Genomic DNA, 26,187 nt, shown 5'->3' on the forward strand with positions numbered 1-26,187 from the left:
CCCGACGGTTACCACTCAACAACGATTTTGCCAAAGTGACTGCCGCTTTCCTGGAATTTGAACGCGTCTGACAAACGTTCCAGAGGGTAGCTGCAGTCGATCACGGGGCGAAGATTATTCTGTTCCAGTGCTGCAACGTATTCCTGCTGCTGGCGTCGGCTGCCAACCACCAACCCTTGCAGACGAGCCTGCTTTGCCATCAACAACGAAGTGGGCACCTCACCACCGCGCCCTGTCAATACGCCAATCAATGCTACATTTCCGCCGACGCGAACAGCCTGCAATGACTGCCCAAGCGTTCCGGGCCCACCAACCTCAACAACATGATCAACACCCCGCCCTTTGGTTAATGCGAGCACCTCGGCACCCCAATTCGGACTTGTCCGATAGTTAATAACATCGGTTGCACCAAGGGCCCGAGCCCCTTCAAGCTTCTTGTCAGAAGACGAGGTAATAATGACCCGCGCCCCCATGGCTCTGGCAATCTGCAAGGCCGCAATGGATACGCCCCCGGTGCCGAGCAACAGCACGCTATCCCCTGCCTTGATTCCGCCCTCAACCACTAACGCCCGCCACGCTGTGAGGCCCGCTGTGGTGATCGTTGCCGCTTCGGAATGCCCCCAGCACGCCGGTGCATGGGTAAAATAGTGTGCTGGCCGCACCACATACTCAGTTGCGTAACCGTCTATTCCATCACCTGGAGTTCCCCGGAAATTGCCTACATCATCAAATGCCCGACCGTCCTGCCATTGAGGGAAAAACCCAGACACAACGCTTTCGCCAACAGCGAACTCAGTCACGCCTTCACCAACAGCCTCGACCACTCCCGCACCGTCGGACATCAGAATCCGCCCATCGGCGGTTGGGATACTGCCATTAGCGACCAGTAAATCGTGGAAATTGAGGGAGGTTGCATGTATTGCCACACGTATTTGTCCCGGTCCGGGTTGGCCAGGGTCGGGCAGATCACTCAGCTCCAATTGATTCAGCCCACCCGGGGCCCGAAGAATAACCGCTCTCATAAGGATTCCTCTATTTTCATGAATAGACCGGTCGTCTATATTTAGGTTAAATTTTTTCCGGCTAGCTCTTAATTCAACCCCAGCAACCCTTGTGTTGCCTCAAACGCTGACTCCAAGGGCTCACGGTTGCGTGTGATTTTCGCTCGCAGGCTTGCACCCAACCATAATTGATAGAGAGTTGACGCTGTCGTTTTTACATCCAGGTGAGCAGGTAACGAGCCATCAGCAATGCCGTCCTCAACTGCCCGGGCAAGTCTTGCGATAACTCGGTCCGTTCCCTGTTGCAACACAAAGCGCATGGTTTCGGATAAGTCGCTAACTTCAGCTGCAAGTTTTACTGCCAAACATTTACCTTTCGGGTCGCAGGCCGACTGAGTTTCCAGCCAGACTTTCCAATAACCGATCAATCGCTCTGCTCCGGACAAGCCCGGGCGCGAGAGTAGTGCCTCAAGAGAGAGTTGGTAGTCCGAAAAATAGCTCTTGAGTAACTCCTCACCGAAGGCTTCTTTGGACCCAAAATAATGATAAAAAGACCCTTTGGGCACACCAGCAGTCTGCAGAATTTCACTCAATCCGACAGCACTGAACCCTTTGCCACTGATAATACACTGGCCGGTTTCCAGGATATGACTACGTACATCGTGAACATTAACTTTTGATTCCATAAACAGATTCTAAGCCGGACTAGACCAATTGTCTAGACGAGAGCCTCTGGTTGTGCGTGAAGACCTATGGAAAACAAACACTCGACCAGATGCTTTTATTACGCTTGGCTGCCATATTGCAAGACGGCGGCGCATTATGATTAGACCGGTCGTATATGATGTGAGATAGTAATAATCTCACGCTTGAGTGGGTAGCCACCCGGTAAAACCGCCTCTTCACTCATCTCGCACAAATCTTCCGGAGTTATACATATGATCCTCGTTCATCACTTAAACGATTCGCGCTCACAGCGTATTCTCTGGTTGCTCGAAGAACTGGGCCTTGAGTACGACATTAAACGCTATGAGCGTGATTCGGTTACACATCTGGCGCCACCAGAGCTGTTGCGCATTCACCCACTGGGTAAGTCGCCGGTCATTGAAGACGGCAGTTTCATCATCCATGAATCCGGGGCAATTATTGATTATCTCATCAGAAAATATGCTGGAGACCTCCTGCACCCTACTCCTGAAAGCCGGGCGTATGAGCAATATGTGCAGTGGCTTCACTACGCTGAGGGATCGGCAATGCTTCCTCTGCTGTTAAAGGTTTATGTTGATCCTCTGGGAGATGGAGGTGCAGCTCTGCAGCCGCGCATAAACAGCGAACTGGATAATCATTTGGGTTTTTTAGAAGCTTCGCTGGAGGGTAAAACCTTTCTGCTAGACGATCTGTTCAGTGCCGCAGATATCCAGATGAGCTTTGTTGGGGAGATTGCAGGCTCGTTTGGTCTATTACACCAACGTCCTAACCTGACAGCTTGGATCAAGCGGCTCCAAGCCCGCCCAGCATACCAATCCGCCTTAACAAGAGGTGGTACCTACCGTTTAGCCGACTAGTATAAAACCTGTAGGCTCGATTGAGGTGTTTAGTGTGAATGGCAGAAAGCCATAATCCATTAAACACCTCAATCAACGCCTTCCTGGTTGTTCAGGACAACCCTGCGGTTAACCTTACCGGTATTATTCCCAGCGCTCTATTAATTCACCGTCTCCGGGCACTTGCACTCTATAACTTGAATACAAGCCCATCAGTGCAGGGTGCTTCCGCGCCTCATTCAAACTACTTTCGCTCGAGGCGTCCGGTAGTTGTGCTACCGCCACCAGATACTGCTTGTCTTGCTGAAGAATGAATCCGCCCGGCACAATGTTGAACAAATGACCGGATACCGCCGTCAACCCCACATAAAGCACAATATCCCGGAATTCTTCCAGAGGCGTCAGCCGCCCCCGAATATTCAGCAGCAACTGAAACTGGCTATCATCCGGTGCCGGTTCGGCGCCCAGTTGCCCCGCAGCTACCTGTCGGTTCTGCGCACGCACGGCCGCCACTACTGTAGTGGTTCGCCTGGCGTATCTTGGCTTGAGCTGTCATTCTCACAGCCAGACAGAATAAAACCCGCTAAAACCAGCACCGCAGATAGCCTTAAATTCATCGACTCATTCCTTTTGACTTTACTTTCGATAGGCGAGGCTATGGGACTAACCGAACTAACATTGGCGCGTCAGCCGGGGAGACCCAATAATGTGCGGGGGATTATGTTGAGAGAGGGGGGAGTAATAATTACTAGCCAATATTCAAGTTATCACCTTGGGTGATAATTTGTTCATCAGAACGGAGATGCCTCATCAACCGGCCATGAGGTATGGCCAGTTGACAGGCGTCGAGGAGATCAGCATTTCGGGGATGCCATGATTTCGTGCCAACGCTGTTGAAGGAGCCGCTCGATGTGCCCCTTCATCCAGATCACGCCGGGATCACGATCATGACGTGCATGCCAGATCAGATAGAGGCTTGTGGGATCGACCTCAAATGGCAATTCCCCCATCCACAGACCATTTACAAAACCGCAATCCTGACTGATGAGTTCAGGTACAGCAGCAATCAGATTCGTTTCCCTGAGGACCTGAGGAACGATTGAAAAGTGGTTGACCGTTGTTGCAATCCGTCTACTCAGCCCTTTCTGGTCGAGATAGCTGTCTACGAAGCCATGCGCATCCCCAGACATAGTCACCAAAAGGTGGCGCGCTTCGAGAAATTCCTCCATAGTGATTTTTTTCCCCGCGAGCGGATGATCTTCACGCATGGCCAATACATAGCCACCCTGAAATAGCCAGGTGCTGCGAAGGCTGTGATCATGCTGGTTCAGCATACCAACAGCAAGATCAACATGGGCTTCACGCAAATTCTCATGGGTGCCCTCGGGGGTATATGGGACAGCATGAACATCTACGCCCGGCGCTTCTTCTTCCAGCAACTTAATTAGCGGGCGCCAGACCATTTCGACAATCATGTCCGTTACCGCCAGACGAAATTTTCTTTTCGACGTGCCGGGGTCAAACTGAGTGGCGCTAACGGCGTTGGTCAGTGCAAACATCGGCCCACCAACCTGATCCCAAAGGCTCAGGGCATATGATGTGGGCTCAATATTCCTACCTTTACGCACAAATACCGGGTCGTTCCAGATATGACGCATTCTGGAAATCGCATTTGACACAGCTGGCTGAGTCATTGCGAGCCGCTCGGCTGCCCGGGTAACAGAACGCTCTGTCATTATGGCATCAAAAATATAGAGCAATTGGAGCTCTTGAGTTTTCATCAAAACATACCTGAGTGAATGTGCTATCGCTCGCTAGTCAACTTGAGGGCACGCTTCTATCACCGTTAAAGATGACCTTTCACGAACGTGCGAAGCTGACTCAAACTGCTCGCCCCTGTTTGCTGGGCAAGAACACCTCCATCTCGAAAAAGTGCCAACGTCGGAATGCCCCGGATTCGCAGTTTCGCGGTAATTTCCGGGCTATCATCAACGTTTACTTTGGCAACGGTCAACTGTCCATCAAACTCGTCCGCAATTTCTTCCAGAAGGGGCGCGACGGTTTTACAGGGGCCACACCAAGGTGCCCAGAAATCAACCAATACCACCTGGTCACTCTTTAAGACGGCCTCGTCAAAACTAGCGTCAGTTACATGAATAACGTCAGTCACCTCAAATCCTCCCGTAATGTCATAACGTCTCTCTACTATGTGACCGACTTACCGGGGATACCAATTTCACGAACATATAAATTGTATTCACCTGCGTGATACCGACGAGAAGCCCTGCGATATAGTCCCTGTCTGTTTGGGTCGGGGGAAACTGTCGTTATCAGTAGAGATTGCAAGCGCCTGACATAACCTCAGGTGATATATCGCATACTGATTCCGAATTATTCACTCACGCTCCTAAACCACATACTTCCCTCCATCTGGTCTCGGGTCACTTATGACATCGGGATGTACATTTACTCATCTGAAGATTGGAGAAGAGAGTTATGCGCAAGACTGCCCTGCTCACTATTGCATCCCTCGTGGCAATCACAGCCCTACCTGTACAGGCATCTCTGGCAGACCGGAAATCAGACGAGGCAAGAGTAGAGCCAGCCGAACCGGCTCCATACAGCGGCCAAACTGTGATTCGAGGTGAAGTACAGTCTGAAAGGCATAGTTAAATAATAAGCGTTTGGTTTTTTTGCGAAGCACCAAGGACGGTGCGTTTTCAAACCCCCAACTTGTCATATTCAGTTCATACTGAACAGAGATCAATCGAGGACTGACCTACTCAACCGTTACACTTTTCGCGAGGTTTCTGGGCTGGTCCACATCCGTGCCCTTGAGCACCGCCACATGATACGACAGCAATTGTAGGGGAACCGTGTACACGATCGGGGCGGTAATCTCGTGAACCTCCGGCAGCTGCAATACGTGGGTGTTGTGCTCCGGGTTTACATTTGCGGCACGGTCGGCAAACACAAACAGCTCACCACCCCGGGCACGCACTTCTTCCAGGTTCGATTTCAGTTTCTCGGCCATACTGTTATTCGGGGCTACCGTGATCACCGGCATATCACTGTCTACCAGTGCCAGCGGACCATGCTTGAGCTCCCCGGCCGGATAGGCTTCCGCGTGTATATAGGAGATTTCTTTCAGCTTCAGGGCACCTTCCAGGGCAACCGGGAATTGCGAGCCACGGCCCAGAAAAAGCGCATGGTGTTTGTCCATGAAACGCCTAGACATCTTTGCAATGTCTGCATCCAGAGCCAGTATATCGTTGACCTGACCCGGCACCAGGTGCAGGGCTTTAACAATCTCCGCTTCACGGTTCTCGCTCAGACCATTGGTACGCGCAAGCGCCAGAGTGAAAATCAGCAAAGCGGTCAGCTGGGTGGTAAAAGCTTTGGTAGAAGCAACGCCGATTTCCGGGCCGGCCTGGGTCATGATGACCAGATCAGATTCGCGTACCAGAGAGCTGCCCGGGACGTTACAGATCGCCAGTGCCGCCCGGAAGCCGGCTTGTTTGGCCTGACGCAGTGCCGCCAGGGTGTCGGCGGTCTCACCCGACTGGGAAATGCACAAAAACAGCGTGTCTTTCTGGATAACATGCTTGCGGTAGCGGAACTCAGACGCCACTTCTACGGAACAGGGCACTCCGGCCAGATCCTCAATCCAGTAACGGGCCACCATGCCGGCGTGATAGCTGGTACCACAGGCGATAATCTGTACATGGCGAATGTCTTGCAGCAGCTCACCTGCTTCTGTGCCCAAGGCCTGCTCAAGTACACGTGATTCGGTTACCCGGCCTTCCATAGTGGCCTTAATCACTCTCGGCTGCTCGTGGATTTCCTTGAGCATGAAGTGCCGGTACTCGCCTTTATCCGCAGAGTCGGCGCTGTGCTCAAAGCGGCTCACGGCACGCTCAACAGGTGTTCCTTCACGGTCATGGATGTCGATACGATCCCGGCGGATATCGGCAAGGTCGCCTTCTTCCAGGAACATGAAACGGTCGGTTACAGGCAGCAATGCCAACTGGTCTGAGGCGATGAAATTCTCGCCAATCCCCACGCCCACAACCAGAGGGCTGCCCTCACGGCAGACCACCATGCGATGGGGTTCATCGGCATGGACGACGGCGAGCGCATAGGCCCCGCGCAGGCGCGTAACGGAGGTTTTTACCGCCTGGTAGAGATCGCCCAGCTCGCGGAAGTTTTTTTCAATCAGGTGCACAACCACTTCGGTGTCGGTCTGGGAGCTGAACCCGAAACCCTCGGCTTTGAGCTCTTCGCGCAGTTCCTGATAATTCTCGATGATGCCGTTGTGCACGATCGCCAGGCGGTCGCCGGACATGTGTGGGTGCGCATTGACCTGTGACGGTTCACCGTGGGTGGCCCAACGGGTATGGGCAATCCCGAGGTAGCCGGAAAGAGGGTTGGTGTCTATGGCCGCTGCCAGGGAGGCCACTTTGCCGACTTCGCGGGCGCGCTGAACAGCGCTCTTGCCGTCTACCACCGCCATACCTGCAGAGTCGTAGCCCCGGTATTCCAGCCGTCGCAGTCCTTCAAGAAGTATACCCTGAACGTCCCGTTCCGAAACTGCACCTACAATGCCGCACATACTGTTGTTCCTGCTGGTAATGAATGTTGTGGTGAGAACGCCGGAACGCGCCCGACCTCAGTGCTTTTCCGGCTTTTTCCAACCGGAGATGTTGCGCTGCCGGCCCCTGGCGATTGCAAGTTCCTGTTCGGGCACGTCTCGGGTGATTGTTGATCCGGCCCCCACAGTGGCTCCTTCAGACACTGTAACCGGCGCTACCAGCGAAGTGTTGGAGCCTACAAACACGCCGTCGCCAAGAACAGTCTGATACTTGTTCACTCCATCATAGTTGCAGGTGATGGTGCCTGCACCCACGTTTACATCCGTACCCAGGGTAGAGTCACCAACATAGCTGAGGTGGTTAATCTTGCTACCCTCGCCTACACGGGTTTTTTTGGTTTCAACAAAGTTACCCACTTTGGTGTTCGCACCCAGCTGGGTGCCCGGACGCAGCCGGGCAAAGGGCCCAACCTGAGCGTTAGGGCCTACACTGGCCTGCTCAATCACGCTATGGGCCTGAATCCGGGCACCGTCTGCAATGTCGGCATCGGTAATAACACAGCCGGGGCCTATGGAGACATCACTACCCAGAGTTACCTTGCCATTGAAAACCACGTTCACATCAATCAGCACGTCGTTACCGATGCTGAGCTCACCGCGCACATCAACCCGCGCCGGATCGGCCAGGGTCGCTCCCTCGGTCATCAGGCGTTCGGCTTCGCGGCTCTGGTACCAGCGCTCCAGCTCAGCCAGCTGCAACCGGTTGTTCACCCCCTGAACTTCAAACGGATTCCCGGGCTGCGCCACGCTCACCTTCATGCCCGCCTGTCCGGCCATGGCGATAATATCGGTCAGGTAATACTCACCCTGAGCGTTACTGCTGGAAAGCTGCGGCAGCCAGGTTTTCAGGTGACGTGCGCTCACGGCCAGAATACCGGTATTTACTTCGCAGATTGCCAGCTGCTCGGTGGTCGCGTCTTTCTGCTCGACAATCGCCGTTACCTCGCCGGCCGGGTTACGCAAAATCCGTCCGTAGCCCTGGGGGTCATCCAGTGTCACCGTCAACAGGCCCAGCGTCTCCTCGTCCAGGTCCTGAACCAGACCCTGAAGTGTTTCCGCAGTTGTCAGGGGAACGTCACCGTATAACACCAGTACACGGGCATTGTCAGGCAGCTCGGGCAAAGCCTGTGCCACCGCATGGCCGGTACCTAACTGTTCCTCCTGAATCACCCAGTGAACGCTGTAGCTATCGGTGGCAGCCTTTACCTGATCCGCACCATGGCCAATCACCCCATGTATTGTTTCTGCCCCCAGTGTCCGGGCTGTTTCAATAACGTGATGCAGCATGGGCCGCCCGGCCACTTTGTGCAGGACCTTTGGCATCGATGATTTCATCCTTGAGCCCTGGCCTGCGGCCAGAATAACAACGTGCAACGGTGACATAGGGTATAGGCTCCCTTACAAAGTGGAGGTTAATTCAATGGTTGTTCATATAATAAAAAAGCCGCATCACCGGCGTGGATAACCGGCATTGTAATCACCCTTAAAGGCTGTACAACACCCGCTCCCCACACCAGGATGCGGCTTTTTCGGGGCAAGCCCGTAGCAAACGCTTTAACGAACGTTCTTGCGCAGTTTTTGCAGCGTGCGCAGCTGAGCAGCCGCTTCGGCCAGTTCTGCTGCCGCACGCGAATACTCAAACTCACCCGTTTTATTCGCCAGTGCTGCTTCAGCGTCTTTCTGAGCCTGCACTGCGGCAGCCTCATCAACATCTTTTGCACGCACTGCGGTATCGGCCATCAGGGTTACCAGGCTGGGCTGTACTTCCAGATACCCGCCGGAGACATAGAGGATTTCCTCTTCGCCACCCTGTTTGATGATCCGGACTGCCCCCGGTTTCAACGCGGACAGTAACGGAGCATGGCCATACTGAATGCCCAACTCACCCTCGGTGCCGGTAGCGATCAGCATCTCTACCAGCCCGGAGTAAATTTTCTTTTCAGCACTTACGACGTCGCAATGTACAGTCATAGCCATATCTTCAAGCCTCGTGGATCAGAAAGTGAAAGACGATTAATTGCTTTCTTTCGCTTTCATTTCCTTCGCTTTCTCGATGGCTTCATCGATGGTTCCGACCATATAGAATGCCTGTTCCGGCATGTCGTCGTATTCACCATTGATAATGCCTTCAAAGCTGCTGATGGTCTCTTTCAGAGACACGTACTTACCCGGAGAGCCGGTAAATACTTCAGCAACGTGGAACGGCTGGGACAGGAACCGCTCAATCTTACGGGCACGGGAAACTGTCTGCTTGTCTTCTTCCGACAGCTCATCCATACCCAGAATGGCGATGATGTCTTTCAATTCCTTATAGCGCTGCAGAATGTTCTGTACGCCACGGGCAATTTTGTAGTGCTGCTCACCGATCACCAGCGGATCCAGCTGACGGGACGTAGAGTCCAGCGGGTCGATTGCCGGGTAGATACCCTTGGAGGCAATGTCACGGCTCAGTACAACGGTCGCGTCAAGGTGCGAGAACGTGGTCGCGGGTGACGGGTCAGTCAAGTCGTCCGCCGGTACGTAGACCGCCTGGATAGAGGTAATTGAGCCGTCTTTGGTGGAGGTAATACGCTCCTGAAGCTCACCCATCTCCTGGGCCAGCGTGGGCTGATAACCTACTGCAGAAGGCATACGGCCCAGCAGTGCTGATACTTCAGTACCCGCCAGGGTGTAACGGTAAATGTTGTCAATGAACAACAGCACGTCACGGCCTTCGTCACGGAACTTCTCCGCAATGGTGAGGCCTGTCAGGGCAACGCGGAGACGGTTTCCGGGTGGCTCGTTCATCTGGCCGTAAACCATCGCTACTTTATCAAGGACGTTGGAGTCCTTCATTTCGTAGTAGAAGTCGTTACCTTCACGGGTCCGCTCACCAACACCGGCGAATACCGAGAGACCTGAGTGCTCTTTTGCGATGTTGTTGATCAGTTCCATCATGTTAACGGTCTTACCGACACCGGCACCGCCAAACAGACCAACTTTACCACCTTTCGCAAACGGGCAGATCAGGTCGATAACCTTGATGCCGGTTTCAAGCAGGTCTGCAGACGCTGACTGGTCGGCATAACCGGGTGCTTTACGGTGGATACCCCAACGCTCTTCTTCGCCGATTTCACCCTGTTCGTCGATGGGTTCCCCCAGAACGTTCATGATGCGCCCCAGAGTCTGGGTGCCCACAGGTACTGAAATCGGTTTGTTCGTGTTTTCTGCTTTCAGGCCACGCTTAAGGCCTTCGGTGCTGCCCATCGCGATGGTACGAACAACACCGTCGCCCAGCTGCTGCTGAACTTCCAGAGTTGTCTCGCCACCTTCAAGCAGCAGTGCGTCGTATACGCCTGGCACGGAGTCACGTGGAAATTCCACGTCGATAACCGCGCCAATGATCTGAACGATGTGTCCGCTACTCATGCTCGGTTCCTCGTTATCTTGATAGTCAATAAAACCAGTAGGATTGTGGCGGATCAGACCGATGCCGCGCCGCTCACAATTTCCGAAATCTCTTGCGTAATGGCTGCCTGACGAGCCTTGTTATAAACCAGCTGCAGCTCGTCAATAATGTCACCGGCGTTATCGGTAGCACTCTTCATGGCAATCATCCGGGCTGCTTGTTCGCAGGCAAGGTTTTCTACCACACCCTGATATACCTGGGACTCAATAAAACGTGGCAGCAGCCCGTCCAGAATCGGACGCGCATCCGGCTCGTAAATGTAATCCCACTGGCGACCAATATCTTCGTCCGTACCTTCCGGCAGTGGCAAAAGCTGCTCGGAGCGGGGCTCCTGCGTCATGGTGTTCACAAACTCATTGTGCACCAGGTACAGGCGGTCAATTTTTTCTTCACGGAAGGCATCAAGCATAACCTTGACGTTACCGATCAGCGTATCCGCACTGGGGTTGTCCCCGAGGTGAGTCAGCGCTGCGATAACATTCCCGCCGTAGTTCTGGAAAAAGGACGCACCTTTCTGCCCGATTGCACAAAGATCGGTGTCCACACCTTTTTCTTTCCATTCGCGCATCTCACGCACAAGCAGCTTGAAAACGTTACCGTTCAAGCCCCCGCACAGACCGCGATCAGAGGAGACAACGATGTAGCCAACACGCTTCACCTCACGCTCAACCATGAACGGATGGCGGTAATCCTTGTTGGACTTGGCAATGTGTCCGATTACCTGCCGCATCTTTTCCGCGTAGGGGCGAGTTGCCTGCATACGCTCCTGAGCCTTACGCATTTTACTGGCCGCCACCATTTCCATGGCGCTGGTAATTTTCTGCGTGCTCTTGATGCTGCCGATCTGGTTACGTATTTCTTTTCCGATGGCCATAGTCACTGCCCTTTCAAGTTAGACACTCATTAGGACCAACAGGCCCGCCGCAGCGGGCCAGTGGTATTACCAGGTTTGAGTGGTCTTGAATTTCTCCAGTGCAGCTTTGAGACCAGAGGCAACCTCATCATTGTAGGTGCCAGCGGAACCGATCTTATCAAGCAGTTCTTTTTGCTCTGCCCGCATCCAGTCAAGCAACTGGGCTTCAAATGCAACAACTTTGTCTACATCAACGTCGTCAAGAAAGCCTTCGTTGGCGGCAAACAGAACGGTGCCCATTTCAGCAACCGACATCGGGCTGTACTGGCCCTGTTTCATCAGTTCTGTAACGCGCTGACCATGCTCAAGCTGCTTACGTGTGGCTTCGTCCAGGTCCGATGCGAACTGGGCAAACGCGGCCAGCTCACGGTACTGAGCCAGAGCCAGACGAATATTCCCGCCCAGTTTCTTCATGATCTTGGTCTGGGCCGAACCACCAACCCGGGATACCGAGATACCCGCGTTCATCGCCGGACGAATACCGGAGTTGAAGAGGTTGGTTTCGAGGAAGATCTGACCGTCCGTAATCGAGATTACGTTCGTCGGTACGAACGCCGAGACGTCACCTGCCTGGGTTTCAATGATCGGCAGGGCTGTCAGGGAGCCGGTCTTGCCTTTCACTTCACCGTTGGTGAACTTCTCAACGTATTCCGCGTTTACACGGGAGGAACGCTCAAGCAGACGGGAGTGGAGGTAAAACACGTCACCCGGGTAGGCTTCACGACCCGGTGGACGACGCAGCAGCAGTGAAATCTGACGGTACGCAACCGCCTGCTTGGACAGGTCGTCGTAAATAATAAGGGCATCTTCGCCACGATCGCGGAAGTACTCACCCATGGAGGTACCGGCGTAAGGTGCCAGGTACTGCATCGCGGCAGGATCTGCGGCACCCGCAGCAACCACTACCGTGTGGTCCATAGCGCCATGCTCTTCCAGCTTACGCACAACTGACGCAATGGAAGACTGCTTCTGGCCAACCGCCACATAAATACATTTGATGCCGGTGTTTTTCTGGTTAATGATGGCGTCGATTGCCACCGCGGTCTTACCAATCTGACGGTCACCGATGATCAGCTCACGCTGACCACGACCAACCGGCACCATGGTATCGATGGCCTTGAGGCCTGTCTGAACCGGCTCATCAACCGACTGACGCTCGATTACACCCGGAGCGACTTTTTCGATCGGATCAGTCAGCGTAGTGCCCAGATCGCCTTTTCCATCGATCGGGTTACCCAGACCATCAACCACACGGCCCAGCAGTTCCGGGCCAACCGGTACTTCCAGTATCCGGCCGGTACAACGCACTTTCTGGCCTTCTGCCAGACCTTCGTAATCACCCAGTACCACAGCGCCAACTGCATCGCGCTCCAGGTTCAGCGCCATGCCGTAGATGCCGTTGGCGAATTCAATCATTTCGCCATACATAACATCGGCCAGGCCGTGGATGAGCACGATGCCATCTGCTACAGACAGAATAGTGCCTTCATTCTTTGCTTCAGAAGAGATGTCGAGTTGCTCGATTCTCTTTCTGATAATGTCACTGATCTCGGATGGATTCAGTTGCTGCATGCCTTTGTCCTCAAACTTTTGCTGAAATCAGGAGCCCAGAGCGTTAGCCATTTTAGCCAGCTTGCCACGGACTGAAGCGTCTATAACCAGATCGCCGGTATTCACCACCACGCCACCGATCAACGAACGATCAACAGCGGTTTCCAGGGCGACTTTGCGCTCCAGTTTCCTGGATAATGCTTCGGCCAGCTGTTGCTGCTCTTTCTCGGTCATTTCAAACGCTGTGCTGACCTTCATATTCAGAGTGCGCTCAAGATCTGCGCGATAAAGGTCAAACAGGGCTGAAATTTCCGGCAGCAGTGCCAGGCGCTTGCTTTCAGCAAGAATCAACAGGAAGTTTCTGAGTGCTTCTGGTGTCTGTTCTTCGGCAATGTCGAAAAACAACTCTGCCTTGCGTTCCTCAGATAAGCCGGGATTGGCCAGGATGTTTTTTACAGCACCGTCGGCTGCCAACGAACTCATGAAGGCGAGCGCCTGCCCCCAGGCAGCAATGGCGTTTTGCTCTTTAGCGGCATCGAAAGCGGCTTTCGCATAGGGCCGGGCTAACGTAGTCAGTTCTGCCATGAAACCCTCGCTTAGAGTTGTGCGGCCAGCTTATCCAGCATCTCGCTGTGAGCTTTGGCATCGACAGAGGTTTCCAGGATCTTTTCTGCACCGGCAACGGCAAGCGTAGCTACCTCTGCTCTGAGTGCGTCGCGAGCCTGAACACGCTCCTGCTGAATTTCCGCCCTGGCTTGCTCAAGGAGCTTGTCACCTTCTTTGCGGGCATCGTCTTTGGATGCTTCCACAATCTGGGCGGCGCGCTTGTTGGCCTGATCAATAAGAGCAGCAGCTTCTTCTTTGGCTTCCTGCATTTTCTTGGCAGCATTGTCCTGAGCAAGCTCAAGGTCCAGTGATGCCCGGTCTGCAGCAGAAAGACCATCGGCTATTTTCTTCTGGCGCGCTTCCATGGCAGCCGTAATCGGCGGCCATACATACTTCACGCAGAACCAGACGAAAATAGCGAAGGCAATCGATTGCCCTATTAACGTAAGGTTTATATTCACGGCAATATACCTCTTGCTATTCGTTGCGTGCTGGAAATAAAAACATCGGATGCCCTGCGCTGATAATCAGTGCAGGGCCCGCATCTCCAGGCTGATTTAGCCAGCAACAACGAAGATCAGGTACATCGCAAGACCAACACCGATCATCGGTACCGCATCCAGCAGGCCTGCCATGATAAAGGCTTTAACCTGCAGCTGGTTCGACAGTTCCGGCTGACGGGCTGTTGCTTCCAGCAGCTTGCCACCCAGAAGGCCGAAGCCGATACCTGTAGCCAGGGCGCCCAGGCCAAGGATGATCGACGCTGCGATGTAAACCATTGAAATATCCATTAAAAACTCCTCAGTTTCTTCATTTAGTTAAGGGTGCATTTTGTAAAACGTAATTTAGTGCTGTTCTTCGTGTGCCTGTGCCAGGTAAACAATTGTCAGCATGGTAAATATGAAAGCCTGCAACGGGATAATCAAAAGGTGGAAAATAGCCCAGGGCACACTCAGCGTCCACTGGGCCCACAGTGGCAGCAGCGCGATCAGGATAAAGACAACCTCACTGGCATAAATGTTACCAAACAGACGCAGTGCGAGACTGAAAGGGCGCACGATCTGTACCAGAATTTCCAGCACCAGGTTCACCGGGATCAGCGCCCAGTGATTGAAAGGGTTCATGCCCAGTTCTTTGGCGAAACCAAACGCACCTTTAACTTTCAGACTGTAGAAAATGGTCAGTGCAAACACACCGATGGAAATACCAAAGGTCGCATTGGGGTCAACACTTGGAACAATCTTGAAGTACTCCAGACCCATGGCCTGGGCGAGCGTCGGGATAAAGTCGACCGGTACCAGGTCGAGGGCACTCATCAACAAAATCCAGACAAACAGGGTCAGGGATAGCGGGGCAATGATCGGGTTGCGGGCGTGAAAGCCGTCACGAACAATACTTTCAATAAATTCGAAAGAGATTTCTACCATGTTCTGCAGGCCGCCGGGAACGCCGGTGGTTACCCGCTTGGCTACAAAACGGAACAGGCCCAGAAACAGGACGCCCATCGCAATGGACCAGCCTAGTGTATCGACGTGCACCGCCATGAAACCCATGTCGGCCGCTTCTTGTGCAGAGCGCGCGAACGTCCAGCCGGTCTCGCTCATAACACTGCCGTCGAAGCGCTCATAGCCGGCTTCAAGCTTGCCATACGTCAGATTCTGGAGGTGGTGTTTTATATACTCTACTGGGGTATCAGCCATTCTGCTCTCATCCAGTCATCGCCATGGTTGCGGCCTTACCAGCCAGCGAATTACGCCGCCTGCCAGGACCATCACAGCAAAAGTGAATAACAGAGCCGGCACATGTACCGGCTCTATTAAAGTGAAAACGGCCGCAAAAAAAACTGCGGTAAGGGCAATCTTGATCGATTCGGCCCGAAACATACTCGCCACCATAAGATGGGCACTGCGCGCCCCCTGATAGCGATAGACCCGGTGCACAAACCAGGCATTTGGCACTATAAAAATAAGACCGCCAATAAAAGCGGAATAACCGGCCAATACACTGTGCAATAACCAAATCAGGCTGATGATACCTAGACTTATAAATTCAATAATCAGCCAACGCGCCAGCGGAACATGGGTGATTCGGGACTGTCGAGCTTTCATATCACCACCGTCATTCCAACCGCGCGAAATTATATGGTTTAAGCTTCCGGTATTCAACCGTTCTCAGCACGAAAACGGTCGGGTGTTTCATCAGTGTGAGACAAGATACCTGCATTTTTCATACAATTTGTGCGTTGGCAGAGACACAGTCACGATATCTGGTGATGATTGTTTTTTAGCGTTAGTGAGTGTGAGTGAATCTACTTACTGAATATGACCAAGAATGCCATCCAGCTCATCCAGTGAACTGTATTCGATCACCAGCTTCCCCTTGCCACGCTTGCCGTGGGCAATAGAGACTTTTGCACCCAACCGGTCGGCCAGATCATCCTGTAGTGCCCGGATATTGGGGTCAATTGCCTCTGTCTTTTCCGGTTGCGTCTTCTCGGCGTCCTGCTGCACCCGGCGTACCAGCGCTTCGGTCTGACGCACGGACAGGGATTTAGCCACCACCTGTTTGGCAACCTGCATCTGTTGCTCCGGCGACAGGGTCAGCATGGCACGACCATGCCCCATTTCCAGATCACCATGTTCAAGCATCAGGCGGACATCTTCTGCCAGACCGATCAACCGCAGCAGATTGGTGATGGTGGTCCGGGATTTGCCCACAGCCTCGGCCACCTGGGCCTGAGTCAGACCAAACTCTTCCTGAAGCCGCTGAAGCGCGAATGCTTCTTCAATCGGGTTAAGATTTTCCCGCTGGATGTTTTCCACAAGCGCCATGGCAATGGCGGCTTCGTCGGGGACATCGCGTATGATGGCGGGTATGCTGTCCAGCTCTGCCAGCTGGGTTGCGCGCCAGCGGCGTTCGCCGGCAATCAGCTCATAACGGCCTTCAGCAATCGGGCGGACCACAACCGGCTGCATAACGCCCTGCTGGCGTATTGAGTCGGCCAGCTCCTGCAAGGCGGCCGGATCCATGTCCCGGCGGGGCTGAAACCGGCCACGCTGGATCAGATCAATGGGAACCTGCCGTAACTCCCCATCATGATCTTTCAGCTCCTGATCCAGGTTTACCCTGGAGCCGGCCAGTAAGGCTCCCAGCCCGCGCTCGCCCAATCCTCGTTTCTTCGCCGCCATGGTATCAGTCATTTTTCCCGTTGAGAGTCGTTGAGAACTTTATATCAGAGACGGGCTGCTATGTTACACCGCAACCTGATCCGATGTCTTACCTGCTCCGTGGCGACGCACCATTTCTCCGGCCAGAGCAAGGTACGCAATGGCGCCCTTGGACGCTTTGTCATATTTCAGGGCGGGCATGCCGTAGCTTGGCGCTTCCGCAAGTCGTACGTTTCTGGGGATAACCGCCCGGTACACTTTGTCGCCAAAATACTCGTTAAGCTGGCCGGATACATCCAGCGTCAGGCTGTTGCGGGGGTCGTACATGGTCCGGAGAATACCTTCCATCTCAAGGTTCGGATTCACGGTTTCCTTGATCTGCTCTACGGTATTCATCAGTGCCGCCAGACCTTCCAGCGCATAATACTCACACTGCATGGGGATAAGCACTGAATCCGCGGCCGAAAGCGCGTTGACTGTTAACAGACTGAGTGAAGGCGGGCAATCGATCAGGATATAGTCGTACTGGTCGCGAATGCTGTTAACAGCCAGCCGAAGCCGGTACTCGCGACCGATTTCGTTCATCAGCTCCACTTCAGCGGCGGTCAGATCCCCGTTGGCGGGGATGAGATCAAAACCGGAGGCTTCCGCCAGCATAATCACTTCAGATGCAGAGGCTCGCTTGGTCAGCAAATCGTAACCGGAAAGGTCCAGATCATTTTTGTCCACCCCACTGCCCATGGTGGCGTTGCCCTGGGGATCCATATCCACCAGCAGTACCCGGCGTTTGGTCGCGACCAGTGAGGCAGCAAGGTTGACGCAGGTGGTGGTTTTCCCCACACCGCCTTTTTGATTGGTCACTGCAATCACGCGCGCCATTTCTCGCCTCCTGTTTGCGGGTTACCGGGAATGCCTGGCCCGGGCGACAATCAACAGATGTCTTTCACCTGCAGCGCCGGGTACGTTCAGAGAATGACTGGATGATACCTGCCAGCCGTCAGGAAGGGCAGCCACTTCATCATGCGGATACTGGCCCTTCATAGCAAGGAACTCGCCATCATCTGCCAGAAGCTCGGCACACCAGCCCACCAGATTATCCAGCGCGGTGAACGCCCGGCTGCTGATCTGGCTGTACGCGTGCTCCGGCTTACAATCTTCTGCCCGGCCGTGGATAACGTCCACATTTTCGAGGCCAAGCTCCAGAACACACTGATTCAGAAAGCGGGTTTTCTTGCCGTTACTGTCGAGCAGTGTGAAACGCGTATCCGGCAATGCAATAGCCAGAGGTATTCCGGGCAGTCCGCCGCCAGCCCCGACGTCCAGAAGATGCCCTGCTGTTACCCACGGCAATATACTCAGGCTGTCAAGCAACTGCCGGGACACCATCTCTTCTTCGTTACGCACGGCGGTGAGGTTGTAGGCCCGGTTCCACTTGTTAAGCAGAGCCAGAAACGCCAGCAGCTGTTGTTGCTGACTGGCGCTGAGAGATACCTGCATGCGTGCCAGCCCTTCCCCGAGCTGGTTCTGCCAAAGCGTCTGTGTCATGGCAGGTATCAGGCGCTCTGCTTTCGCAGAAGGTCACGTTTTTTCAGGTGCACGAGAATCTGCGATACCGCAGCGGGGGTTACCCCCTGAATCCGTGATGCCTGTGCGACTGTTTCCGGACGGACTTCCTTGAGCTTCTGCGTTACCTCATTGGAGAGCCCGCCAATCGCATCGTAATCCAGATCTATGGGCAAGGCTGTGTTTTCATTCCGGCGCAGACGTTCTATTTCTTCGGTCTGACGCGAGATGTACCCTTCGTATTTAATTTCAATCTCAGCCTGGTCGGCTACCACCGGATCGTCCGCCTGAGCAGCCCCGATTTCGGCAATATGGCGGTAGCTGATTTCCGGCCGACGCAGCAGTTCTGCCAGGGTATGGTCCCGGTTCATAGGCTGCTTGAGGAACTGATTGGCACGCTCACCGGCTTCCGATCCGGGATGAATGCGGGTAGATTCCAGGCGCTTGCGTTCCGCCGCAATGCCCTCAACCTTGGTGCTGAACTTCTGCCAGCGGTCCTCATCTACCAGGCCCAGTTTATAGCCGGTCTCGGTAAGGCGGATGTCAGCGTTATCTTCCCGCAATATAAGCCGGTACTCAGCGCGGCTGGTAAACATACGGTAGGGCTCGCTGGTGCCCATGGTAATCAGATCATCCACCAGTACGCCAAGATAGGCTTCATCGCGGCGTGGGTACCATTCACTTTTCCCCTGAGCACGCAGGGCCGCATTAGCGCCGGCAAGCAGGCCCTGGGCACCGGCCTCTTCATACCCGGTGGTGCCGTTGATCTGGCCTGCAAAGTAAAGCCCCTGGATAAATTTGGTTTCCAGAGTATGGCGCAAATCCTGAGGGTTCAGGTAATCATACTCAATGGCGTAACCCGGCCGGGTAATATGGGCATTTTCGAACCCCGGAATTGAGCGAACGGCGGCCAGCTGGATATCAAACGGCAGGCTGGTGGAAATACCATTCGGATACAACTCGTGCGTGTTCAGCCCTTCCGGCTCAACAAAAATCTGATGCGAGTCCTTACCGGCAAAGCGACTGACCTTATCCTCTATGGACGGGCAATAGCGGGGCCCGGTGCCTTCAATGTTGCCCGCAAACATAGGCGAACGATCAAAGCCGCTGCGAATAATGTCGTGGGTCTGCTCGGTGGTGCGGGTTATATAGCAGCAGATTTGCTCGGGATGCTGGCTCCGGCTGCCGATAAATGACATGACCGGTGCGGGGTTATCGCCCCACTGCTCCTGCATCTTTGAAAAATCCACACTGCGGGCATCAATACGTGGGGGCGTACCGGTTTTCAGTCGGCCGACGTTGAAGGGTAGCTCCCGCAAACGCTTCGCCAGTGCGTTAGCCGGCGCATCACCGGCACGACCGCCGGAATGTTGCTGCATGCCGATGTGGATAACACCTCCAAGGAAAGTACCTGTGGTAAGAACCACGGTTTTACCCAGGAAGCGGATGCCGGTCTGGGAGACCACGCCGGTAACCTCTTCGTTTTCTACAATCAGATCATCCGCGGCCTGCTGGAACAGCGTCAGGTTTTCCTGATTCTCCAGGGTATAGCGAATCGCCGCCTTGTACAGAACCCGGTCTGCCTGGGCACGGGTACCACGAACGGCGGGACCTTTGCGGCTGTTAAGTACACGGAACTGAATACCGGCCTGGTCGGTCGCCTGTGCCATGGCGCCGCCCAAGGCATCAATTTCTTTTACCAGATGGCTTTTGCCAATGCCGCCGATTGCCGGATTGCAGGACATCTGGCCCAGGGTTTCAATGTTATGGGTCAGCAGCAGCGTCTGGGCCCCCATTCGGGCTGCAGCAAGCGCAGCTTCGGTACCGGCATGGCCGCCACCTATAACAATGACATCGAAACGGGTTGGAAAATCCACAGTTCACCTCGGAAATCGGGGGGATAAAACAGGGCGGCGAGTATAACGTCTAACCTGAAAAAATGCAGTCATAATGTGCAAATTTTAACCAGATTCCTGTGCAATTAACAGCCTGCGGGTATCAGGGCTCTGAAATTAAAGCCATAGTGTCAGTGTGCTTTACACATTTGGGTTAATGAAATCATCGGGTTTTCATAGGCTTGGGCGGCTTTTCTCACATTTAATTCAAAAGTTATCCACAACTTTGCTGTCCTTAAAAAGCCTGATTTTCTGCCATAACCCACTGTTTTACATAATTTTTAAGGTTTTTATTCAGTGTCTGTCCGCAGCTTATCCAACTGTTTATCCACAACCCTGATCAGACTCTTCGTCGTATCCGCCACACAGCAATCAACACCAACCCGTTAACCAGTGACAGCAGGAGGAAGAATCCGGGAATGTCCGTATCCAGAGCCCCGAGCACAACCATTCCCGCAAGTGCACTGGCCACCATGAACAACGCATTGATGACGTTCAGCGCGGCAATGATCCGTGCCCGTTTGTGTTGCGGGGTCTCATGCTGGATAAACGCATACAAGGGCACAATGAACAGGCCACCGCACACTCCGATCCCCACAAGATCGAGCAATACCCGGAGATAGACGGGATTCGATAGCAGGGTCCACCAGGTGGTTGCTTCCGGGCTGGCCGGTACGGCAAAAAACAGATCGATACCCAACAGGCTCAGGCCTATTGCGCCCCAGGGCACAGGTGCCAGGGTAATACGGTGCCGGGTGATCCGCTCACACATCATGGAGCCTGCAGAAATCCCCACAATGAACATCGATAGCAACAGGGTAACCACCGTTTCATCGCCCCTGAGATTGCTGTGAGCAAAGTTGGGAAACTGGGTCAGATAGGCGGCGCCCAGAAACCAGAACCAGGAAATGGCCAGGATTGCCCAAAGTACGGGTTTACGCTCGGCTGCAATGCGTATCAGTTGCCGGGTTTCATGGAGCGGTCGGAAACGCACCGCCTGGCCGGCCCCGGGGGCGCCCGTCGCCGGTACCTTTCGGGCTGCAAGATAACCCAGAACGGACAGGGTAAGAACGCTTACTGCGATGATAGGTGCCGCCGCTTCAAGCCCCATCAGCAAGCCTGCTGCTATGGTGCCGAGCAGGATGGCTACAAAGGTGCCCATGCTGACCAGGCCATTGCCCCCGACCAGTTCGTCGTCAGCCAGAACCTGCGGCAGAATTGCATACTTCACGGGCCCGAAGAATGTCGACTGAACACCCATCAGAAACAGCAGCACCAGAAGAGCCTCATACCAGCCACTCCAGAGCGCCAGTGCCGCCAGAGTCATGATGCCTATCTCTGCCAGTTTTACTTTGCGGATGATTGCCGCTTTTTCATACCGGTCAGCGACCTGCCCGGCCATGCCGGAAAACAGGAAAAACGGCAGAATGAACAGGAAAGCCGCGAGATTGACCACCGTATTCACCGATAGCCCAAGCAGGCCGGTGGTCTGGTAGGCAATCAACAGCAGCAGTGCGTTTTTGTACAGGTTGTCATTGAATGCACCGGAAAACTGGGTGAGGTAAAACGGCAAAAAACGCCGTTGCCCCAGTAAACGGAACTGACTGTGTATCGCCATGAAACTATCCGGAATGCTGTGGTAAAGACGCCTGGCGCTCCAGTTCATGCTCAACGGCATTAGCAGATTTTGCAAAACCCGCCAGCAGGTTATAAAGCACCGGGATGATAAACAGCGTCAGTGTGGTCGCAAAAATCAGACCGCCAAGGATAACGACACCAATAGCGGCACGGCTTTCAGCGCCCGCGCCCGTTGCAATAACCAGAGGCACGGCACCAAAAACCGTGGATATGGTGGTCATCAATACCGGCCGGAAGCGCAGGGATGCACCTGCCAGGATTGCATCCTTCACCGCGTAACCTTCATCGCGCAACTGGTTGGCGAATTCGACAATCAGGATGCCGTTTTTCGACATCAGCCCCAGCAGCATGATAATCCCGATCTGGCTGTATATGTTCAGGCTGATGCCACTCCACCACAAGGCTAACAAGGCACCGGTTACCGCCAGCGGAACCGGCAACATGATAATCAACGGATGGATCCAGCTCTCAAACTGGGCTGCCAGCACCAGAAATACAATAATAAAGGCCAGTCCGAAGGTGACATACACAGCGGCAGAGGAATCCTGGAACTCCCGGCTCAGACCCTGGTAACTCAACCGCGCCTCCGGCGGTAAGGTATCCACGGCCAGTGTGTTCAGGTAATCCAGCGCGGATCCCAGATCGTAACCCTCCGCCAGAGAGCCACTGATGACAACGGCAGGCAGGCGATCAATGCGGCGCAGGTCGGGGTTGGCACCCTGCTCCGAGACAGAGACCAGTGCTTGTAACGGAATCAGATTACCGCCTTCCCGGGGACGCAGAAATATCTGCTCCAGATCCGATGGTGTGGCTCGGCTGGCATCGTCTGCCTGCATGATGACATCGTATTCGCGACCACGTTCCAGATAGGTGGTGACGTTACGGGAGGCCAGCATGGTTTGCAGGGTGAGGCCAACATCCTGAATGGTAATATCCAGATCGGCGGCCCGGTCCCGGTCAATTGCTACACTTAATTCCGGCTGAGTAAGCTCAAAATCGGTTTCCAGACTCAGGAGGTTGGGGTTTTCTTTTGCCCGCTCCAGAAGCTCTTCACTCCAGTCCTGAACAGACTCGTAATCCGGGCCTGCGACAACAAACTCAACCGGCTGACTGAAGCCTCTCTGCCCCAGGCCGGGCGGGTTGATGGCCATTACCCGGATACCGGTGATTTCCCGGAAACGCTCCCGCAGCTCACTGGCCACCTGCTGCTGTTTAACGTCCCGGTCTTCCCAGGGGGTCAGGCCCATAATGATAAACGCACTGTCCTCTCTGCCCCGGGAGCCGACAATGGACAGTGTACGCTCGCCAATGCCCGTGTCCAGGTAGGGAAGCAAGATTTCTTCAGCCTGTTTTGTGTAGTGATCGGTGTATTCGACCGTTGCCCCACGAGGCACACTGGTTGGCATAATGATCACCCCCCTGTCCTCAATCGGCGCAAGCTCCTGGGGTAACTCCGGGTAAATCACCAAAGCAACAACCAGCCCCACCAGGCCAAGCCCCAGGACGATACCGGCCTGATTAAGAGAGAACCCCAGAAGCCGCTCGTAACCGTGGGTCAGACCGTTCAGTATTTTTTCGCTCACCGCCCAAAAGCCGCGATTCTCCGAAGGCTCCTCCTGACTGCGCCGCAACCATTTGGAGCACAGCATAGGGGCCAGAGTAAGCGCGACCAGACTGGACACCACAACCGCAGCAGCCAGTGTAAAGCCAAACTCCGCAAACAGCCGGCCAACGTTCCCCCCCATGAACGAGATAGGTACAAAGACCGCAACCAGGGTCAGAGTTGTGGCAATCACCGCAAACGCGACCTGACGGGCACCACGGTAAGCCGCCAGCAGCGGCGGTTCGCCTTTATCAACGCGGCGCTGGATATTTTCCAGCATCACAATGGCGTCATCCACCACCAGGCCGATCGCGAGAATAACCGCCAGCAGAGTCAGTACGTTGATGGAAAACCCGAGAAAGCCCAGCCCGATAAAAGCGCCGATAACCGCAACCGGAATGGTCACCGCGGGAATCAGGGTGGCGCGCCAGGAGCGCAGAAACAGAAAAATAACCAATATTACCAGCGACACGGCAATCGCCAGAGTAATCATGACTTCACGAATAGAAGCACGGATAAAAATGGATTCGTCGTAGCTTTCGGCGACGGTGATTTCCGGCGGCAGGGTTTGCCGGATATCTTCCAGCTCTGCCCGCACCGCATCGGATACAGCAACGGTATTGGCCTTGGACTGACGGATGATTCCCAGGCCAACGGATGTATCCCCATTAGAGCGTAAACGCCCGACGTCGGACTCCACCCCCATGCGTACGTCCGCAACTTCGCCCAGACGCAACAACTGGTTACCGTCCCGGCGAACAACCAACGCCCGGAACTCCTCAACGGTTGTCAGGCGTCCCTCGGCCCTGACCGTAAAGTTACGGGTTGAAGAATCCACAGACCCGGCTGGCAATTCTACGTTATTAGCCCGCAGAGCCTGTTCCACTTCCGCAACCGTGATGTTTCGCGCTGCCAGACGCTCACGGTCCAGCCAGACCCGGATGGCGTAGCGGCGCTCGCCGCCAATGCGCACATCCGCGACACCATCCACCACGGCTAACCGGTCAGAAAGCACACGGTCGGCATAATCGCTGAGCTGAGCGGAATCCCAGATGTCACTGCGCAGCGTGACCCACATCATGGGCCGGGCGTCTGAATCGGCTTTACGCACAACCGGGGGATCCGCCTCATCCGGCAGTTCGTTGGTCACCCGGGAGATGGCATCACGCACATCGTTGGCAGCAATATCCACATCCCGTGAGGTGGTGAACTCAATGCTGGTATAGGAACTGCCCTGCCGGGTAGACGATTGAATGGAGCGTATGCCCTCTATGCCACTGATGGCTCCTTCAATGACCTGGGTGACCTGGGTATCCATAACCTCCGCAGCAGCGCCCGTATACTTGGTGGAAATGGAGACAATCGGTGGGTCTATATCAGGGTACTCACGCACCGGCAAGCCCAACAGGGCTGCGAGACCGAATACCACAATCAGAAGGCTGAGAACCGTCGCAAAAACCGGACGTTTGATGGAAACATCAGACAGGATCACCGCTTAATACTCCATTGTACTGCTGAAGCGGTTTTCAGGAATCGCGTTGCGATCTTCGATCACCCGGATCCGTTCACCACTGCTGAGCCGGTCCTGACCGGTAACAATGACCCGGTCATCTGCCGTCAGGCCCCCGGTAATTTCAACCAATCCCGGCATTCGCGAGCCCAGGGTTACGCTCACCCGCCGTGCAAGTCCATCTTCGGCAACAAACACATATTTTTCCGCGCCACGCAGCATCACGGCCTGTTCGGGAATAACCAGCGCCTGCCGTTCGCGCAACGTGAGGCTGACCGACATGAACTGCTCGGGACGAAGCCGGCCTTCTGCATTATCAATCAGGGCGCGTACAGGTAATGAGCGGTTGAGGGTATTTATACGACTCCCCAGCTCAACCAGCTCACCGCTGAATACCCGCCCGGGGTAGGCAGGCGAGCGCCCCTGAACCTTCTGACCTGGCGCGATCTGACCCAGGAAACGCTCCGGGATGGAGAAGTTGAGCTCCATAGGGGAGATTGTATCCAGTGTTGTTATAACTGTACCCGCGGTCAGGTAGGCGCCAACACTGATGTCATTGAGCCCCAGAACACCGTCAAACGGCGCTAAAACACGGTGATTTTCCAGCCGGACCCGGGCCGCAGCCCGCTGGGCCTCTAAAACCTCAACGGCTGTCCGGTGTTCGTCGACAAGTGACTGGGAAACGTTATTTTTATCCCGCAGGCTCCGGGTTCTCTCATATTGCCTTCGGGCGTCTGCCAATTGCGATTCAATAATCCCCAGATCTGCCTCTGCCTGGCGGTCATCCAGCTGCACCAGTACATCGCCCTGCTCTACCCGACGCCCGGACTGCAGATTGATGTTCACCACGCGACCATTAACTTCCGTGGTCAGCTCAACCGCATTCAACGCCTGCAGGCTACCCACAACAGCAACCTGATCACGCACCGTATCGGTTTCCGGGTTCACAGCGTTCACTGCACTGGCCGGCCTCTCTTGCGTATCCAGTTCCTGTGCTGGCCCACTCAGGCTGCGATAAGCCAAAGCGCCACCCACTGCTAACACGACCAGCAGCAAGCCGATCAGCCATTGCTTCCACATATATTTTCCCAACCACT

24 protein-coding genes are annotated in these 26,187 nt (G+C 54.5%); 1 reads left to right on the forward strand and 23 read right to left on the reverse strand.

The window, feature by feature from the left end; genetic code table 11:
• Positions 1-8: 8 nt before the first annotated feature.
• Both FFI95_RS03045 and FFI95_RS03050 read right to left on the reverse strand, forming a co-directional pair.
• Positions 9-1,022, reverse strand: coding sequence for a zinc-dependent alcohol dehydrogenase family protein (locus FFI95_RS03045; protein WP_144820906.1), 1,014 nt, complete (start codon positions 1,020-1,022; stop codon positions 9-11).
• A 68-nt stretch (positions 1,023-1,090) separates the two neighbouring features.
• Positions 1,091-1,687 (reverse strand): TetR/AcrR family transcriptional regulator, encoded by a 597-nt coding sequence (locus FFI95_RS03050; protein ID WP_144820908.1) that lies wholly within the window; start codon positions 1,685-1,687, stop codon positions 1,091-1,093.
• 252 nt (positions 1,688-1,939) lie between these two features.
• Between FFI95_RS03050 and FFI95_RS03055 the strand changes: the two genes are divergently transcribed.
• Positions 1,940-2,566, forward strand: a complete 627-nt coding sequence (locus FFI95_RS03055) for a glutathione S-transferase family protein (protein WP_144820909.1) — start codon at positions 1,940-1,942, stop codon at positions 2,564-2,566.
• 123 nt (positions 2,567-2,689) lie between these two features.
• Here the strand turns inward: FFI95_RS03055 and FFI95_RS15560 are convergent, their stop codons facing one another.
• From FFI95_RS15560 to FFI95_RS03160, 21 genes are all read right to left on the reverse strand, one after another.
• The gene (locus tag FFI95_RS15560) at positions 2,690-3,049 is read right to left on the reverse strand and encodes a hypothetical protein (RefSeq protein WP_144820910.1); all 360 of its coding nucleotides are present in this window, start codon (positions 3,047-3,049) and stop codon (positions 2,690-2,692) included.
• Positions 3,050-3,399: 350 nt separating this feature from the next.
• Positions 3,400-4,326, reverse strand: coding sequence for a LysR family transcriptional regulator (locus FFI95_RS03065; RefSeq protein ID WP_144820912.1), 927 nt, complete (start codon positions 4,324-4,326; stop codon positions 3,400-3,402).
• A 65-nt stretch (positions 4,327-4,391) separates the two neighbouring features.
• A complete protein-coding gene (trxA, locus tag FFI95_RS03070) occupies positions 4,392-4,715 on the reverse strand; it encodes a thioredoxin (protein WP_100638815.1) in 324 nt (107 codons plus the stop codon).
• A 609-nt stretch (positions 4,716-5,324) separates the two neighbouring features.
• Complete coding sequence (gene glmS, locus FFI95_RS03075; protein WP_144820914.1) at positions 5,325-7,157, reverse strand: glutamine--fructose-6-phosphate transaminase (isomerizing); 1,833 nt, start codon at positions 7,155-7,157, stop codon at positions 5,325-5,327.
• A gap of 57 nt (positions 7,158-7,214) precedes the next feature.
• Positions 7,215-8,579: a bifunctional UDP-N-acetylglucosamine diphosphorylase/glucosamine-1-phosphate N-acetyltransferase GlmU gene (gene glmU, locus FFI95_RS03080; protein WP_144820915.1), complete on the reverse strand. Its 1,365-nt coding sequence runs from the start codon at positions 8,577-8,579 to the stop codon at positions 7,215-7,217.
• A gap of 171 nt (positions 8,580-8,750) precedes the next feature.
• The gene (locus FFI95_RS03085) at positions 8,751-9,173 is read right to left on the reverse strand and encodes a F0F1 ATP synthase subunit epsilon (RefSeq protein ID WP_144820917.1); all 423 of its coding nucleotides are present in this window, start codon (positions 9,171-9,173) and stop codon (positions 8,751-8,753) included.
• A 36-nt stretch (positions 9,174-9,209) separates the two neighbouring features.
• The gene (gene atpD, locus FFI95_RS03090; RefSeq protein WP_144820918.1) at positions 9,210-10,604 is read right to left on the reverse strand and encodes a F0F1 ATP synthase subunit beta; all 1,395 of its coding nucleotides are present in this window, start codon (positions 10,602-10,604) and stop codon (positions 9,210-9,212) included.
• Between the two features lie 53 nt (positions 10,605-10,657).
• Positions 10,658-11,518, reverse strand: a complete 861-nt coding sequence (gene atpG / locus FFI95_RS03095) for a F0F1 ATP synthase subunit gamma (protein ID WP_144820920.1) — start codon at positions 11,516-11,518, stop codon at positions 10,658-10,660.
• 66 nt (positions 11,519-11,584) lie between these two features.
• Entirely contained in the window at positions 11,585-13,129 is a 1,545-nt protein-coding gene (gene atpA, locus FFI95_RS03100; protein WP_144820922.1) for a F0F1 ATP synthase subunit alpha, read from the reverse strand.
• 27 nt (positions 13,130-13,156) lie between these two features.
• On the reverse strand, positions 13,157-13,693 hold the full coding sequence (locus FFI95_RS03105) for a F0F1 ATP synthase subunit delta (RefSeq protein ID WP_144820923.1): 537 nt from the start codon (positions 13,691-13,693) through the stop codon (positions 13,157-13,159).
• Between the two features lie 11 nt (positions 13,694-13,704).
• Positions 13,705-14,175, reverse strand: a complete 471-nt coding sequence (locus FFI95_RS03110; protein WP_144820925.1) for a F0F1 ATP synthase subunit B — start codon at positions 14,173-14,175, stop codon at positions 13,705-13,707.
• 96 nt (positions 14,176-14,271) lie between these two features.
• Positions 14,272-14,505: a F0F1 ATP synthase subunit C gene (atpE, locus tag FFI95_RS03115; RefSeq protein WP_180322979.1), complete on the reverse strand. Its 234-nt coding sequence runs from the start codon at positions 14,503-14,505 to the stop codon at positions 14,272-14,274.
• Positions 14,506-14,559: 54 nt separating this feature from the next.
• Entirely contained in the window at positions 14,560-15,414 is an 855-nt protein-coding gene (gene atpB, locus FFI95_RS03120) for a F0F1 ATP synthase subunit A (RefSeq protein WP_144820926.1), read from the reverse strand.
• Positions 15,415-15,429: 15 nt separating this feature from the next.
• Positions 15,430-15,822, reverse strand: a complete 393-nt coding sequence (locus tag FFI95_RS03125) for an ATP synthase subunit I (protein WP_144821436.1) — start codon at positions 15,820-15,822, stop codon at positions 15,430-15,432.
• A 204-nt stretch (positions 15,823-16,026) separates the two neighbouring features.
• Positions 16,027-16,902: a ParB/RepB/Spo0J family partition protein gene (locus FFI95_RS03130; RefSeq protein ID WP_144821437.1), complete on the reverse strand. Its 876-nt coding sequence runs from the start codon at positions 16,900-16,902 to the stop codon at positions 16,027-16,029.
• A gap of 63 nt (positions 16,903-16,965) precedes the next feature.
• Entirely contained in the window at positions 16,966-17,760 is a 795-nt protein-coding gene (locus FFI95_RS03135; protein ID WP_144820928.1) for a ParA family protein, read from the reverse strand.
• A 21-nt stretch (positions 17,761-17,781) separates the two neighbouring features.
• Entirely contained in the window at positions 17,782-18,426 is a 645-nt protein-coding gene (gene rsmG, locus FFI95_RS03140; RefSeq protein ID WP_144820930.1) for a 16S rRNA (guanine(527)-N(7))-methyltransferase RsmG, read from the reverse strand.
• An 8-nt stretch (positions 18,427-18,434) separates the two neighbouring features.
• On the reverse strand, positions 18,435-20,321 hold the full coding sequence (gene mnmG / locus FFI95_RS03145; protein WP_144820932.1) for a tRNA uridine-5-carboxymethylaminomethyl(34) synthesis enzyme MnmG: 1,887 nt from the start codon (positions 20,319-20,321) through the stop codon (positions 18,435-18,437).
• A gap of 358 nt (positions 20,322-20,679) precedes the next feature.
• Positions 20,680-21,957 (reverse strand): MFS transporter, encoded by a 1,278-nt coding sequence (locus FFI95_RS03150; RefSeq protein WP_144820934.1) that lies wholly within the window; start codon positions 21,955-21,957, stop codon positions 20,680-20,682.
• 4 nt (positions 21,958-21,961) lie between these two features.
• Positions 21,962-25,072, reverse strand: a complete 3,111-nt coding sequence (locus tag FFI95_RS03155; RefSeq protein WP_144820936.1) for an efflux RND transporter permease subunit — start codon at positions 25,070-25,072, stop codon at positions 21,962-21,964.
• Positions 25,073-25,075: 3 nt separating this feature from the next.
• Complete coding sequence (locus FFI95_RS03160) at positions 25,076-26,170, reverse strand: efflux RND transporter periplasmic adaptor subunit (RefSeq protein ID WP_144820937.1); 1,095 nt, start codon at positions 26,168-26,170, stop codon at positions 25,076-25,078.
• Positions 26,171-26,187 lie beyond the last annotated feature (17 nt).

The sequence above is a fragment of the Marinobacter piscis genome (assembly GCF_007671655.1).
GTDB classification, from domain to species: Bacteria; Pseudomonadota; Gammaproteobacteria; order Pseudomonadales; family Oleiphilaceae; genus Marinobacter; species Marinobacter piscensis.

Bases quoted from the DNA above. Each gene is read 5' to 3' on its own strand.
- atpD (WP_144820918.1), bottom strand. From the start codon at position 10,604: ATGAGTAGCGGACACATCGTTCAGATCATTGGCGCGGTTATCGACGTG.
- atpG (WP_144820920.1), bottom strand. From the start codon at position 11,518: ATGGCCATCGGAAAAGAAATACGTAACCAGATCGGCAGCATCAAGAGC.
- FFI95_RS03085 (WP_144820917.1), bottom strand. From the start codon at position 9,173: ATGGCTATGACTGTACATTGCGACGTCGTAAGTGCTGAAAAGAAAATT.
- FFI95_RS03050 (WP_144820908.1), bottom strand. From the start codon at position 1,687: ATGGAATCAAAAGTTAATGTTCACGATGTACGTAGTCATATCCTGGAA.
- FFI95_RS03055 (WP_144820909.1), top strand. From the start codon at position 1,940: ATGATCCTCGTTCATCACTTAAACGATTCGCGCTCACAGCGTATTCTC.
- FFI95_RS03125 (WP_144821436.1), bottom strand. From the start codon at position 15,822: ATGAAAGCTCGACAGTCCCGAATCACCCATGTTCCGCTGGCGCGTTGG.
- FFI95_RS03130 (WP_144821437.1), bottom strand. From the start codon at position 16,902: ATGGCGGCGAAGAAACGAGGATTGGGCGAGCGCGGGCTGGGAGCCTTA.
- atpA (WP_144820922.1), bottom strand. From the start codon at position 13,129: ATGCAGCAACTGAATCCATCCGAGATCAGTGACATTATCAGAAAGAGA.
- FFI95_RS03045 (WP_144820906.1), bottom strand. From the start codon at position 1,022: ATGAGAGCGGTTATTCTTCGGGCCCCGGGTGGGCTGAATCAATTGGAG.
- atpB (WP_144820926.1), bottom strand. From the start codon at position 15,414: ATGGCTGATACCCCAGTAGAGTATATAAAACACCACCTCCAGAATCTG.
- glmU (WP_144820915.1), bottom strand. From the start codon at position 8,579: ATGTCACCGTTGCACGTTGTTATTCTGGCCGCAGGCCAGGGCTCAAGG.
- rsmG (WP_144820930.1), bottom strand. From the start codon at position 18,426: ATGACACAGACGCTTTGGCAGAACCAGCTCGGGGAAGGGCTGGCACGC.
- FFI95_RS03160 (WP_144820937.1), bottom strand. From the start codon at position 26,170: ATGTGGAAGCAATGGCTGATCGGCTTGCTGCTGGTCGTGTTAGCAGTG.
- glmS (WP_144820914.1), bottom strand. From the start codon at position 7,157: ATGTGCGGCATTGTAGGTGCAGTTTCGGAACGGGACGTTCAGGGTATA.
- FFI95_RS03065 (WP_144820912.1), bottom strand. From the start codon at position 4,326: ATGAAAACTCAAGAGCTCCAATTGCTCTATATTTTTGATGCCATAATG.
- FFI95_RS03150 (WP_144820934.1), bottom strand. From the start codon at position 21,957: ATGGCGATACACAGTCAGTTCCGTTTACTGGGGCAACGGCGTTTTTTG.
- FFI95_RS03135 (WP_144820928.1), bottom strand. From the start codon at position 17,760: ATGGCGCGCGTGATTGCAGTGACCAATCAAAAAGGCGGTGTGGGGAAA.
- FFI95_RS03105 (WP_144820923.1), bottom strand. From the start codon at position 13,693: ATGGCAGAACTGACTACGTTAGCCCGGCCCTATGCGAAAGCCGCTTTC.
- atpE (WP_180322979.1), bottom strand. From the start codon at position 14,505: ATGGATATTTCAATGGTTTACATCGCAGCGTCGATCATCCTTGGCCTG.